The sequence below is a fragment of the Legionella gratiana genome (genome assembly GCF_001467695.1).
Taxonomy (GTDB): Bacteria; Pseudomonadota; Gammaproteobacteria; order Legionellales; family Legionellaceae; genus Legionella; species Legionella gratiana.
The window spans coordinates 43,866-58,488 of record NZ_LNYE01000020.1; the positions used below are offsets into that span (position 1 = coordinate 43,866).

Here is a 14,623-nt window from a genome sequence, read left to right on the forward strand (position 1 = left end):
CAAAAGCAGCCCAAAAGCCCAACATTGCCAATGTGAGGATTTTTGCCTGCTTTTAACGAGAAATAATCTTCAATTTATAGAGATAAAAGCTCCTTATCGGGGTTCTAAAAGTTACTAGTCATCGAAGTTCCTTGAAGATGTTTAGATTCCTCTTGTTCTTTTTCTTCTGCTCCAAACATCTGGCTTGGTGGTGTTTTTGAGGAGGAGACAGATGATGCAAACATGGAAAGTGAACTGACACGAGTTTCTGGCTCCATAAACTGCATTTCTGCTTCCTCGATTTCAATTACTTCCTCATCTATTCCTTTTTTATCTTCACCTGATTTATTTACTGGTGCTACATTGCAGTGTGTAGTTATACATATAGGAACAATAGCCTCATCTATTTTTTCACCCCAATAATGCAGCAAACTAGTTTCTCGTTCATATAACGGATCTAATTTTTTTAATGTGCTTAGAATTAAGTGATTTATTTCTTGGCAACGTTGGGCCAAATCGATGGCAACTTGTGATTCAGCGGATGCGTTTCTTGCAAGACCATGCAATGCGACTACTAAGCCATCAATTGCAGGATCAGTTACAGCGGAATTTTTGATAACCCTGTAAGAGTGTTTTGCTAATAGTCGCAGTATTTCTACTGCGATTAATCCTTTTTCTTCTTCAGAAGCTTTTAAGTAAGAGGCTTCGAGGTATTTAAAGGCCACTTTTGGTGAAGAGCTGCCAGCTAGGGGATTAGTGCCATCCATCGTCATTTTTGCAAGTGTGACAAGTTGTGCTGAGGTGGCATACGGAAGATTTTGTTTAAGTGTTTCTTTGCAACTTTCTGCAGTGCTTTCAGATCTGAATCTATATCTTAGTGAATTTATAGTTGAGAGGGCAACTTCTATTTTTTTATGAGCGTTGATCGATTGTTCATTTTGTTCAATGGTATGTGCATATAATTGAATAGCATCAGCGCCTTGGGATATATTATAATTTCTCGACATTAGGCAGGTTGATAAGGAAACTAAGCCGGCGTCTATATATGGTTTCATAGCCTCGATGGCACCTGATAAATGTGCTTGAGTATCATCAAAAAAACTAATTGCGATGGGGCCGCCGTGATATGCTAATAATTCTCCAACTGTTTGTTGCATCATAAGCGCCTTGTTATCTTTCGTAGCACTTCCACGAATTTCTAATTTAACTTGTTCATCCACACCGCTATCAATTGTATATTGCTTACATTTTTCTTCATCTTCTAAGAAAGATAAAACCTCTGCATAATTAGTGAGAATCTCAGCGTTTTTTCCATCTATTTTTTGCCTCAATTGAAGACTAAGAACTCCATCTTGTTTTTTTGTTTGAGGAAATAGTGTTTCACAACGGGCACGTACAATACTACTGGCTACTCTCCAGCTAGTGTCATTGATAAAATAGGTGGCTAGGTCTTCTTTATTTGAATTATAATTTTGTAAATCAATAGGGCCATTTTTTCTTACTTGTTCCATTAACGGCAAATACAGCTCATTATAAGCTGAACCAATGGGCCTGACACGACCTTTCTCGTCAATATATCCCGGATCTGCTGAAGTAATGACACCAAGTACGTTAAAGCCTTCTGTCTTTAAAATTTGGATAAGCTCATAACGACTCATAGATGCAAGCTCATGACCATAATTTTTAATATCATTTAAACCCATGTTGGTAAAAAGGTATACTTCTGTTATCCCTTTAGCTTTTAGTTCTTTTAAAAGAGCTAGATTGACCTGTTTGGTACCATATAATAGCGTGTCATCAACATCTAAAAAAACAAAATGCTTTGTCATGATTAATTACCTCTAGTACATTTGAAAATCACTTATATTTTGTACAAAGAAGGTTAAGGATTACTTTTGACTCTATTACAATTTTGCATAATCTATGCATTTATTAAAAATGCCTCGGTGATTTTAAGCTCTTAATCCCCTCATATGCTTTTAGCTACACTAATCCCTTTATCTTGATCCCTTTGACTAGAGAATAAGAAGAGCCACTTTGTTAAGACAGAACTTACGTTCGTTAATGACAACAAGAAAAAGCCTTTTCATTCAAATCTTGATATTCACGATCCGTTGTCAACAAAACAGGTGATTTAAGGAAAGAATAAAAATTTGTACTTGCTCTTAGATCGGAAGCATTTCTACTCCAAGTTAATTCTGGAGGCATGGGTTGTTCGTTAACGTTGAGTTCATGCTCTAATTGAGCAAGTCTTTTAGTGAATCGTGCCGTGTTAATCACTTTTTCTTTTAAATGTGCTAATTTCATTGCTTCTTTAATTAATAAATCTTTATCGCATAATTTCTGTACATTTTCCTCATTCAATCCAAACCAATTAGTCACTATTTTTTCTAATCCAGGACGCTCAACATACCAATAAATGCTGAGTGCAGCTAATCCCACGATCGTGCTAAAAAGAATGACCGGCCAAAAAGTGGGAAGTACAGAATCCAGGACAAGACTCGAAACAAAAAGAGCAACAGATTGGCCTGCAAAAAAGCCACCACCTAAAAAAAACAGTGCAGACACCCCAGAAATCATGGTTTTCACCATTTGCATATTTTTGCTATTTAAGGCCTCATCAAATTGCTTACTGGCTACCGCAAGAAACATAAATCGTTTCTGCAACATAGAAAGTATCTGCTCCAACTGGTGCAAATCTTCTTGTGACATATCGACAAGAGTATAATTATTGATTTTCTTTCTAATCATCTTAATTTTTTGTAATTGCAATAAATAAGCATCTAATAATTTATATTCACTTAATTTAACTCCTAAAGCATTAGATACTTTAACTAAATCAATTCCAAAAAAAGCAATCACAGAAAGTAAAATAAAAGCAAACCCTACTCCAAGCATAATTGAAGATGACGAAGCAAACAAACTTAGTACAGTCACAATACCATCAAATCCTTGACACGCAGTAACTAAAATACCTGAAGTAGTAAGTAATAAAAATTTGATCTTGCTCCTCTCAGCAGAATCGTTGTCTTTTTTATCTATTTTGTCGTTATCGCCTTTCATAGAAACACCGAAATCTTGCAATAACGCTGCTTGTAAAGAGACAAGAATGAATTCTAGCTTCTCACTTTTTTTCGACTTTTCAAAAAGTTTAATAGGATCGGTACTTAGCCAAGAAATTAAATTGTTGATCTCGATAGAAGCAAAAGATTGGATTTTATGTCGCCGGATACCACTGGCAAGTAAATATTTTTTTATCCATTTTTGTGAATGTAGACTGATTGTAAGGTTCACCACAGCGCTTCGACTTCAAATTTCACTACAACGTTTAATGCTACAACAATTCCAACCAAATGGATATTTATTTGGTTAGTTCAATTGCTGAGCGGCATGCAGATGCTTCGCAATCATGCAACATTAGTTTCATCCTAACCAATAAATGAATTGAAAAATAAAATATCTTTTTGCCTATTTTTTGTTCACGTCTTATAATTAAAGTGCAATAATTGAACGAGGGAGCGATCATGAAAAAAACGATAATCGCAGTTCTAGTATTTGTACCTACGCTATTCTTAAGCGGCTGTTATGTTACCTCTTCTACTGGAAACTACTATTATAGTGGTTATACGGGTTATTATCCGAGTGTTTATTATTCTAGTTATTATCCAGGCGTCTGGGGTGGCAGATACTGGGGCAGTAGGTACTGGGGTGGTAATAAATGGTATGGTGGATGGCGCGGCACTGGATGGCGTAGCACCGGATGGCACAACACGGGATGGAACACTGGATGGCGTGGCACTGGATGGCGCGGTGCTGGCTGGCATGGCCATCGTTAACAAATTCAGTTAATCTAATTTGATAGATGAATTAAAGTTAACACTTTTCATCTCATGAGCCTTAGTAAATCAAATTATTAACATCAACTCGATATAAAATAAAGTGATTATTTTATATCGAGTTGTTTTTATTTAGAATATTAATGGACTCCCGGTTAGACTGATTTTAAGAATTAGAGTCAGATTGCATTATAAAGCACTTAGATACAGAATATTCTGCTTCTTTTATTTCTTGCTGAGGACCTATTTTTTTTACAGCTATATAACGATTTAATCGAGGTGACAATAACCACATAAACAAGGCAATTATTAAAGTCACAATACCAATACAAGCAAATACATCAGTATAAATCAGCAAAGAACCAATTCCCGGTTTAATATGCTCGGGAAGCTCCGTATAAGAAGCTACGCTAGCACCAATAAATCCAGCTATCGCAGAGGTTAAAAACCACATTCCCATAACAAAACCAGTAATTTGCGCAGGAACTAATTCTGCAACCATAGCCACGCCTAAAGCAGAAACCAGCAACTCACCAATACTTTGAAATAAATAACTTATAATCAACCACCATGAAGAAACCATTCCATGTTCCGTATAAAAATAGCGAGCAAAAAAGAGCATTAAAAAACTCAACCCACACATAGTCATACCTAAAGAAAATTTATAAGGAATAGAAAATGAAATTCCTTTTTTATTGAAAAAACCGTAAAAGTGAGCTAACACCGGACTCATTATTACAATCCAAATAGGATTCAGTGCCTGGAAGCTTTGAGGATCAATAGTAATTCCTAAGAAAACAGGAGTCACGTTATACACAGCAAATAAATTGAGCGATGTCGGCATTTGCTGATATAAAGTAAAGAAAATTACCGCCTCTAACATTAATGCTAAAGCAACTAACATGCGGTTTCTTACTGTTTTATTTTCTTTCCGTAGCATAAAAATATAATAACCAATTACTAGAAGCGTAATACACCAAAATAAATTTTTTGCGAACATTACGTGTTGCAATAAATATGCTGAAATTTCAGTGAGTAAAAGTATCCCAAAGAGTATCGTTAACCAATAGAATGACGAGATATCTCGTTTGTCTGCTTCCGTATTAATATGAGCAATAAATTGGTGTTGTAACCAATAATTAGCTAATCCAATTAACAAGCCGATTGCGCTCATCATATATGCATAGGAATAACCATACCGGCTTGAAATTGCAGGACCTGCAAATAAAGCAATCATACTGCCCAAATTAATTGCCATATAATATAAAGTAAAGCCTCCATGTAACCGAGGATCATTTTCATTATAACATTTAGCTAATAGATTCGATGGATTAGCTTTAAATAAACCATTTCCTACACATATTAAACCAAGTGCAAAAAATACATGTTCTTTGTCAGTAATCGCTAATGAAAAATAGCCCGCTGCTAAAACAATCAAGCCAAGAACTATAGTACGTTTGGTACCTAATATTCTATCGCCTAAGTACCCACCAATAACCACCATACCATAAACAAGAGCTGAAAAAGCACCAAATGTATAATAAGAAACCGTATCGCTATAACCTAAGTATCGGATAAAAAACAGTGTTAAAATCCCTTGCACTGTATAAAACCCAAACCTCTCCCATAATTCCAACATAAAAATCATGTGAAATGCGCGTGGTTGTTCGCGAAGAAGATTTACCATGGACGTTCTTCCTTAAAGGGAGTAAACTTTTAAAAGTAAAGGAGTTTTAATTATTTTGCAAGAGACATTGTTAAACTCACTTTCGAAAATAAATCAAGAAAAGAAACCTTTTTAAACTACCTAAAAATTGAGTACATTTTGAGAGGATGATTTTGGAAGTGCTTGCTAATTCATCTCAAACTCAACTATATTTCACATAAATAGCCCATAAAATGCGATAAAAATAATCATCATGTCTAAAAAAGCCATTTATTTAGCCGGAGGTGGTGCTCGAGGCGCTTATCAAGCGGGAGTACTAAAAGCAATTGGTCAAATATTACAAGTTAAAACACTTCCTTTTGAAGTAGTCACTGGAGTCAGCGTTGGCAGTATCAATGCGGCTGTGCTTGCTGAAAATGCTGATGACTTTCCAACAGCACTTGATAAGCTGGAAACTATGTGGGGTGAAATCCATTGCCAACAAGTCTACAAAGCCAGCAACTTTGCATTAGGCAAATCGGTTGTACGTAATATGAGTACGATGATGCTCAAACAACGCCAAGCAGCCCATTTATTGGATACATCCCCACTGAAACAAATGATTGAAGAGGGACTTGATTTCACTAAAATTACACAAAATATAAGCAATGGAAAACTAAATACTCTGGAAATAATCAGCAATTGCTATGAAACACGTCAGACTATTTCTTTTTATGAAAATAATAATCTTGAATTTACTGATTGGAACTATCCAAGACATGGCAGTAAACGCGCCAACATTCAGGTAGAACACATTTTAGCATCCAGTGCCTTGCCTTTATTTTTTCCCACGGTACTACTTGATGGATTTCATTATGGTGATGGCAGCATAGGCTTAGCAGCACCACTTCGTGGAGCCATTCGTTTTGAAGTAGATAAAATTTTAATTTTAGGGACTCGAGCTATACCCACATTCGTTGAACAGGAAAATTTACGTAATAATGACGATATTCCTTTTTCACATATTTTTGGAAACATGCTGAATGCTCTGTTTTTAGACAATCTGGATCGTGACATTGAAATGGTCAATCGCATGAATGAAATTGCTATGCTCCTTTCAATATGGAAGAAACGTCGTTCTCCTTGGCGGCCCATCACTACCTTACACCTAAGGCCCAGTAAAGATTTAGCACCTTTAGCACAAATACATTTTAAAGCATTACCTACATTACTTAGATATTTGCTTAATGTTTTGGGCGAAAAGAAACATTCTGGTGATCTTCTAAGCTTTGTACTTTTTGAACAAGATTACACAAGGGAGCTTCTTCAGTTGGGTTTTCAAGATACGATGAATAATGCGAAAGAAGTGATTGCTTTTTTTGAATAATATCAGACTTCTTCGAAAACTCGCTACAGTGAGACTGGTGCAAGAAGACACGGGGCACAGAACCGGAGCGTACACGTAGCACCGTATCGACGAAGCAATTCTCCGCTGGAGCAGGGTTTTCGAAGAAATCTATTAATCGATTATAGCGTCATTAAGTGAGTTTTAGATAAGGGAGTGGTGCTCTACGATCGCAAAAATGCGAGAACCTCTTTAGTATCAGGAAAAATGCCATGCCAAAGAAAAAAAGCTTCTGCTGCTTGTTCGACCAACATCCCTAAACCATCAACTGCTTCACACCCAAAGTTCCTAGCATATTGGACAAAAGCAGTTATGCCCTGTTGTTTATAAGACAAATCATAACAAAACGGTTTTGCAGTCATACATTCCTTTGGTAGCGCTACAAACTCTCCTGCCATGCTTGCAGAAGTTGCATTTATAACGACATCAAACACTCCTTCAACTTCATGAAGGTTGATACACTTAGTCTGCGGAAAATCAAGCTGAAAGGCTGCTGCTTTAGAGGAGGTGCGATTCGCTATAATGAGTGCGGCAGGATGTTCCTCTAATAAAGGATGGATAATTCCACGCGCAGCCCCTCCGGCACCTAGGATTAATATACGCTTGTTCTGCACCGATAAGTAACGACTTAAGTCGCGAATAAAACCAGCTCCATCGGTATTATCTGCATACAATTGATGTGCTTTTACCCACAAGGTATTTGCTGCTCCAGCCCGTTCGCAGCGAGAGCTACGCTGTTGTGCCATTGCAAAAGCACGTTGCTTAAAAGGTAAAGTAATATTAAGTCCTTTACCCCCTTGATTGAAAAAATCAACAACTTGTTGCTCAAAATCGTGATCATCGGCTTCAATTTTTTCATAGGTTAAAGAAACATTGACCTGCTTTGCAAAATGTTGATGAATAACAGGGGATAAACTATGGGCGATAGGATTACCCATAACTGCATAACGCTGAAACAATCTACTCTCCTAAATATTTTATTGGGTTATCTTGTCCAGATAGCTCACATGGTACAACAAAATAACTACAAATATAATTAACTTTTCTTGCAAAAATACACAATTTTACAATAATTAAAATAAGCCTTTCTTCGTCGTAACATCAATACTTTTCAGACAATGAATAGAGAAGTTACGAATAAAAATTAAATTTGAATTAAGGAAAATTCAATGAACGACTTTTCCGAACAAGAAAAAAATATCTTAAGAAACAGTCCCTTGTTGAAACATTTATCAGAGAAAAACTATCAGCTGTTCCTGGCAATTTCCTCTAGATCTACTTTTGGAAAAAGTGATCTCTTACTTAAAGAAGGAGAAATGAGTGATGATTTTTTCATTATTATTTCTGGAACTGTTGGACTTTATAAGAAGGAAAATGAAAACGCTGATCCTGAATTGATAGAAACACTCACTGTTGGTGAAACAATTGATGAAATGAGAGCCATTCAAAATCGTACTTGTGCACTTACAGTAATCGCAACTGAATCCGTTGTTGTATTACAGACTTCCATTAGTCACTTACATACTTTAGAAAATCAACGCTGTCATAAAGCAATTGTAGACGCCATTATCAAAATTATTAGTGATCGATTATTCCACAGCAATGAAACCATTTTAAATAAGATCCATGAGAAAAAGAGAAAAAATAAGCAACTTCTCTTTTCTCTTTTTAGCATGCTTGTTCTAATTATTTTCTTATGTGAGTTAGGTATAGGACTTTATTATACGTTAAATCCTATGGATTTTTGCAATTGGATTAGTGCTCTTCCTGCTGAAAGTGCTAAAGTCTCATTATAGCTAGCATAGGTGGTTCCTCAGTGCCTTAGACTCCGTGAGGCAATACCATCGATTTTTCGGATAGCTCTTAAGTCTCTTGAATGTCTGCATGTCCTTTATGATAATTCAAGAGCCGCAATCCATTTGCCACAACAATTAAACTAGCCCCCATATCTGCAAAAACAGCCATCCACAAAGTAGCAATACCTCCAAGTGCTAAAATAAAAAACACTCCTTTAATGGCAATGGATAAGCTAATGTTTTGTCGAAGAACTCTTGCCGTATTGCGACTTAAATCAATATATAATGGCAGCATGGCTAAATTATCATTCATCAAGGCTACATCAGCCGTTTCCAATGCTGTATCTGTCCCCTTACCCATTGCAAAACTAATGCTTGCTTTAGCCAGTGCCGGCGCATCATTAATACCATCGCCAACCATGCCTACCGTTTGATACTGTGCTAAGAGTTGATTAATTGCGTGCAATTTATCCGTAGGTAATACATTGGCCTTCACCTCATCTATGCCCACTCGTTTCGCAATGGCATGTGCGGTTACTGCATTATCACCCGTCAGCATTGCTGTTTTTATCCCTTGCTCATGAAGCCGTGAAATAGCCCACTGACTGGACTGACGCAATGTATCTGCCACTGCAAAAAGGGCAAGAACGGTAGTATCATTACTTAAAATGACCGTGGTTTTTCCTTCTACCTCCAATCGTTTCAACTCTTTTTCTATTTCAGGATTACATACGTGATTGTCTTCGGCCAGTTGATGATTCCCTACATAAAACAGTTCCTCTTGCACTACCCCCTTCACGCCTCGACCAGGGAGCGCCGCAAACTCATCAATCTCTAATAAAGCGGTGTTAGGCTGTTCTTGCTGCCAATAAGTCACTAGAGCATTCGCTACAGGATGCTCCGAATGGCTATCAAGGCTTGTTGCAAGAAGAAGTAACTCTTCTTTTGTTTTGCGCGGATCATAAACAATAAAATCAGTAACTACAGGTTTGCCTTCAGTTAAGGTGCCTGTTTTATCCAAAGCAATTAATTTTAACTGATGCCCAGTTTCTAAATAGCTGCCGCCTTTAATTAAAAGTCCATGCTTGGCCGCAGAGGCTAATCCGCTCACCACTGTAACCGGGGTTGAAATAACTAAGGCACAAGGACAAGCAATCACTAATAAAGTGAGTGCTTTGTAGAGCCAATCATAAAAGGGATAGCCAAAGACCAATGGTGGAATTAATGCAATTAAAACGGCAATCAATACCATAATCGGCGTATAATATTGCGCAAAGACATCAACAAAACGTTGTGTCGGCGCACGTTCCGCTTGTGCTTGTTCAATGGCCTTCCCAATCTTAGCAAGAAGGGTATCTCCAGAGACTTTCGTGACTTTGACTTCGAGCACCCCATATTCATTGAGTGTTCCCGCAAAAACCATATCGTCTATTTCTTTAGTCACCGGCATAGACTCGCCTGTAATTGGTGCTTGATTGACTGTGCTTTTTCCTAAAACTACAACCCCATCTAAAGGAATACGCTCTCCAGGCTTTACTTTAAAAACAGCGTCTAAGTTCACCTGCTCAATAGGAGTTATTTGCCATTGCCCATTCTCCTGTTTTATCCGTGCAACTTCCGGTGCGATTTGCATCAAACTGCGAATAGCAAGACGCGCCTTATCTAAAGAATAGCGCTCAATACGTTCAGCCAAGGCAAATAATACCGTCACCATCGCCGCTTCAGGCCATGCACCAATAAAAACCGCGCCAATAATAGCAATCAACATTAAACTGTTAATATTCATCGCCTTAGTTCGCAAAGCCAGCCACCCTTTTTTAAAGGTAGAGGGACCACTTAAACCAATCGCCAATAAAGCAGGAGCAATAATCCAGCTTGAAAATTCTGTGTTCAGATAATAGGCCATAATTTCTGAAAACAACGCCAAAATACCCGCTAATAGAATGATTTTCCAAGAAAAATCAACGGTTGTTTTTTCACCTTTTTTAGCTAAAGAACTACTGCCTTGCGTGCGAACACTCATACCTAATAATTCAATGCGTTGTTGCAATGCATCAATGACGGGAAAACGATGATGAATTGTGACCTCTTCCGCGATAAAATTAAATTCCATATGCTCAATTTCAGAAACATCTTGTAACTGTTTTCTGATGAGCTGTTCTTCTGCTGGACAATCAAGCCCAGCCACAAAAAAGGTAGTTGCTGTTAATGGTGTTGTCATAATGAATTTCCACATTGCCCACAAAACTTAGCCCCAGCTGGAATGGATGCGCCACAACTGCACACTATATTTTGGACTCCTTGGCCGCATTGCCCACAAAATCGAGCTCCAGGAGCATTAAAAGTTTGACAACGTGTACAGGTAACTCCCTGTGATTCATTTCGAGACAAATAATAGTTATCATGATTTTTTCGCTTATGATGGGATTTATCATATCCGCTATTATGAGAGCTACGATATTGCCCATGATGTTTATTTAGGTTGCCCAGTAATCGTTTTAAAAAACTCATGTTAATTCTCCTCATCGTCATCTTCAGTAAAATGCCGCAACATGTCTTCTAAAATACACCGTACATGTGCATCAAAAATACTGTAATAGATATGTTTTCCTTCGCGGTTGGCAATCAGTAAACGTGCAGAGCGCAACAAACTCAAATGATGGCTTGCTAAGGGCACTGAAAGATTCAATTGCTCTGCCAATTCAGACACTGATTTAGGCCCTTCATTAAGACACGTGAGTAGAAGCCGCAAGCGATTAGGTTCACCCATTAGATGCAGTGTATCGCTTAAAGTAATAATTTGATCTTGGGTTAGCATGTTCAGTTCAACACTTAAATAAGTATTTAACTATAAATATAGCGTACCTCTTGAATTTGTCAAATAGACTAGAACCAGTAATGAATCATTGTCCAAAAATCCTAGCATCTTAAAAAACTTCTTGACCTTTTCATCAAAGCCGATTTCGATATGAGAACTAAGTATATTGGGTATATCAATCTAAGGTAATTGTCTTGCTTTCATAGCTGAACCAACGACTTTTTGTAACGCAAAATAGCCAACTTATTTGGAACTAGATCCCGTATAAATGCGGTACATCCTCGCTTTCGCTCTGAATCTTCTACACATCTTGTCCGTAAATAAAACAGGATCCAATTATTTCTTTTGCAGAGGGAGACGGTATTGAGAGCAGCGTCACCCTCTGCGCAAGCAGCTGTCTCTTGATGAGGTATGATCAAGAGACAGGCTTTCGCTGGGGACACGCTTTACGGGATAACAAACGTTAATTAGGAATGCCCCAAACTTTTGGAAACGACTTCAGCTAAATCACGCGACAAGTTCTGCTTCGCTAACCTTTCTAACTGATTGTGCATTAAACTCTGTCTGGATTTATCATAACGTTGCCACCGAGTAAATGGATTAGCAAGACGCGCTGCTATCTGTGGATTAATCTTATCTAACGTAATCAGAAAATCCGCTAAAAAGCTGTATCCGCTTCCATCAACAGCATGGAAGTTACGTGGATTTGTCATACAAAATGCACTCACTAATGCCCGAACTTTGTTGGGATTTTTAATGTTAAATGCAGCATGTCGCACTAACGTTTTGACATGAGTTAACGTATCCGGAAGCTCACTGGTTGCTTGAATCGCGAACCACTTATCTAATACCAAATCATTTTTTGCCCATTGTTTGTAAAAATCCTCGATCGCCTGTTCACGTGCTCCTTGATTGGTACAATTGGCGAGTAACGAAAAACTCGCTATTTGATCGGTCATTGTCTGTGCGGACATAAATTGCTGTTGACACATCTCTAAAGCCATCGCTTCTTTAGACTTCATCATGAGCCATAAACAAATATTACGCAATTTTCTACGGCCATAAGCTGCTCCATGCATCTTATGATTTTCTGCTCTCCATAACTGTTGATAAAGTGTTTGTGCAGAATCATACAAATACCAGCCCAATTGTTGGCGGAAAAAGTCACGGGCAGCTTCTACTGCGCTCACATCAACACAATCTAATGTTGCGGCAATCTCTTCAAAACCTGGAGGAGTCAATAATTCTGCGCGTAGATCAGCATCTAATGAATCATCAAGCAAGACATGCTTGAATGCGGAACTCAAGGCAGAAGGAATTTGCCATGTATTTGATGGCTGGTGTAAATAATCCTTAATACAGTTTAAAACAAGACTCTGGGCAGCATCCCACTTAGCATACCCATCTGTTTCATATCGCAATAAAAAGAGTAACTCTTCTTGGCTTAAATGGTGTTTTAATTTGATGGGAGCAGAAAACTCTCTTAATAAAGAGACAACCGGTTTTTCGCTCAAACCCGAAAAACTAAAGCGCTGCTCTGCTTCTTTTAACTCCAAAATCTCCCTATCTACAGAAATCATTTGGCCTTTGGAATTAAAGAGAGCCATACGAATAGGAATATGAAACGGTTTCTTCTGAAGACATTCAGGAGTAGGAGGACAACTTTGTTGCATCGTTAAGGTTAACGTGTCATTTGTATAAGCACTAGTTACTGTAACTTCTGGAGTCCCGGCCTGGCTGTACCATCGTTTAAATTGACTCAGATCTACTTGATTTGCATCCTCCATTGCCGCAACAAAATCATCAATAGTAACTGCTTGACCATCATGACGTTCAAAATATAAATCCATACCGCGCCGGAAGCCGTCTTTTCCAAGTAAAGTATGCTGCATGCGAATTACCTCAGCCCCTTTATTATAAACGGTTGCAGTATAAAAATTATTTATTTCCTGATAGGAGTCAGGTCGCACCGGATGTGCCATTGATCCTGCATCTTCTGGAAATTGGGTGCTACGTAACATGCGAACATCCATGATGCGGTTCACATCACGCGAATTCATATCACAAGAAAACTCTTGGTCGCGGAAAACAGTTAGCCCTTCTTTCAAACTTAATTGAAACCAATCTCGGCAGGTCACACGGTTACCTGTCCAATTATGAAAATATTCATGGGCAACAACACCTTCAACATCCGCAAAATCTTGATCTGTAGCCGTATCTGGACTCACGAGAATGTATTTTGAATTAAAAATATTTAATCCTTTATTTTCCATTGCCCCCATATTGAAATCACTAACGGCTACGATCATGAAAATATCCAAATCATATTCACGTCCATAAACCTCTTCATCCCAACGCATGGCTTTTTTCAAAGACTCCATTGCATGTCCACATTTATCTTCATTTCCAGGTTCAACATAAATGTGTAAATCGATAGTGCGTCCCGTACAAGTAACAAATTGATCACTAACCCGAGCCAAATTGCCAGCAACTAAAGCAAATAAATACGAGGGTTTTTTAAAGGGATCATGCCAACGTACCCAATGACGTTGATCCGTCAAATCTCCCGAGTCGATTAAATTTCCATTAGATAATAAAATAGGATATTGCTTTTTATCGGCTGAAATACGTGTAGAGTAAGTCGCTAATACATCGGGGCGATCCAGAAAATAAGTAATCCGTCTGAATCCTTCTGCTTCACACTGAGTACAAAATAGATGATTGGAGCGATATAATCCGGATAATTGCGTATTATTTTGTGGATAAATTCGCGTCATTATCGTTAAGGTAAATTCATCCGGACAATTTTCTATAATGAGTGAGTCAGGTTGTACTCTATATGCAAAAGGCTCTAATTTTTGTCCATTCATATGCACACTTATTAATTCCAATTCGTCACCATATAAATGCAAAGGTCCTTCATGGCGGCGAATTAATTTAAGTTCGTTGCTGATCAATGCATGATCATCATATAAGTCAAAATTTAAATTCACAGTATCTACTGTAAAAAAAGGAGCCTGGTAATTTTTTAAATAAACAGTAGTGTTTGGCATGATTATGACATCCTTTATGAAAGAGCGATTAATTTATTGAGTTATATAAAAAATTTACTTAGTTTAGCCTATAATAATTATAAAGGGGTAG

The 14,623-nt window shown here is 37.7% G+C and carries 11 protein-coding genes; 3 read left to right on the top strand and 8 right to left on the bottom strand.

Going from position 1 to position 14,623, the window contains the following annotated elements; translation table 11 throughout:
• Positions 1 to 104: 104 nt before the first annotated feature.
• Both Lgra_RS05045 and Lgra_RS05050 read right to left on the bottom strand, forming a co-directional pair.
• Entirely contained in the window at positions 105 to 1,808 is a 1,704-nt protein-coding gene (locus Lgra_RS05045) for an HAD family hydrolase (RefSeq protein ID WP_058498187.1), read from the bottom strand.
• Between the two features lie 232 nt (positions 1,809 to 2,040).
• A complete protein-coding gene (locus tag Lgra_RS05050; RefSeq protein WP_058498188.1) occupies positions 2,041 to 3,273 on the bottom strand; it encodes a hypothetical protein in 1,233 nt (410 codons plus the stop codon).
• Between the two features lie 230 nt (positions 3,274 to 3,503).
• On the opposite strand from Lgra_RS05050, the gene Lgra_RS05055 reads away from it, so the two are divergent.
• Positions 3,504 to 3,815: a hypothetical protein gene (locus Lgra_RS05055; RefSeq protein ID WP_083502858.1), complete on the top strand. Its 312-nt coding sequence runs from the start codon at positions 3,504 to 3,506 to the stop codon at positions 3,813 to 3,815.
• Between the two features lie 166 nt (positions 3,816 to 3,981).
• Here the strand turns inward: Lgra_RS05055 and Lgra_RS05060 are convergent, their stop codons facing one another.
• Positions 3,982 to 5,502: an oligopeptide:H+ symporter gene (locus tag Lgra_RS05060; protein WP_058498190.1), complete on the bottom strand. Its 1,521-nt coding sequence runs from the start codon at positions 5,500 to 5,502 to the stop codon at positions 3,982 to 3,984.
• Positions 5,503 to 5,734: 232 nt separating this feature from the next.
• On the opposite strand from Lgra_RS05060, the gene Lgra_RS05065 reads away from it, so the two are divergent.
• Positions 5,735 to 6,847: a patatin-like phospholipase family protein gene (locus Lgra_RS05065; RefSeq protein ID WP_058498191.1), complete on the top strand. Its 1,113-nt coding sequence runs from the start codon at positions 5,735 to 5,737 to the stop codon at positions 6,845 to 6,847.
• A 182-nt stretch (positions 6,848 to 7,029) separates the two neighbouring features.
• Here the strand turns inward: Lgra_RS05065 and aroE are convergent, their stop codons facing one another.
• Entirely contained in the window at positions 7,030 to 7,824 is a 795-nt protein-coding gene (gene aroE / locus Lgra_RS05070) for a shikimate dehydrogenase (protein ID WP_058498192.1), read from the bottom strand.
• Positions 7,825 to 8,034: 210 nt separating this feature from the next.
• Here aroE and Lgra_RS05075 point away from each other — a divergent pair, with 210 nt between their 5' ends.
• Positions 8,035 to 8,661, top strand: a complete 627-nt coding sequence (locus Lgra_RS05075; protein WP_058498193.1) for a Crp/Fnr family transcriptional regulator — start codon at positions 8,035 to 8,037, stop codon at positions 8,659 to 8,661.
• A gap of 67 nt (positions 8,662 to 8,728) precedes the next feature.
• On the opposite strand, the gene Lgra_RS05080 is transcribed toward Lgra_RS05075, so the two are convergent.
• The 4 genes from Lgra_RS05080 to pepN form a co-directional block, all read right to left on the bottom strand.
• The gene (locus Lgra_RS05080) at positions 8,729 to 10,882 is read right to left on the bottom strand and encodes a heavy metal translocating P-type ATPase (protein ID WP_058498194.1); all 2,154 of its coding nucleotides are present in this window, start codon (positions 10,880 to 10,882) and stop codon (positions 8,729 to 8,731) included.
• Positions 10,879 to 11,172, bottom strand: a complete 294-nt coding sequence (locus Lgra_RS05085) for a zinc ribbon domain-containing protein (RefSeq protein ID WP_058498195.1) — start codon at positions 11,170 to 11,172, stop codon at positions 10,879 to 10,881. The genes Lgra_RS05080 and Lgra_RS05085 overlap by 4 nt, the downstream gene beginning before the upstream one ends.
• Position 11,173: 1 nt before the next feature.
• Positions 11,174 to 11,479 (bottom strand): ArsR/SmtB family transcription factor, encoded by a 306-nt coding sequence (locus Lgra_RS05090; RefSeq protein WP_058498196.1) that lies wholly within the window; start codon positions 11,477 to 11,479, stop codon positions 11,174 to 11,176.
• Positions 11,480 to 11,946: 467 nt separating this feature from the next.
• Positions 11,947 to 14,532 (bottom strand): aminopeptidase N, encoded by a 2,586-nt coding sequence (gene pepN, locus Lgra_RS05095; protein WP_058498197.1) that lies wholly within the window; start codon positions 14,530 to 14,532, stop codon positions 11,947 to 11,949.
• Between the last annotated feature and the right edge of the window lie 91 nt (positions 14,533 to 14,623).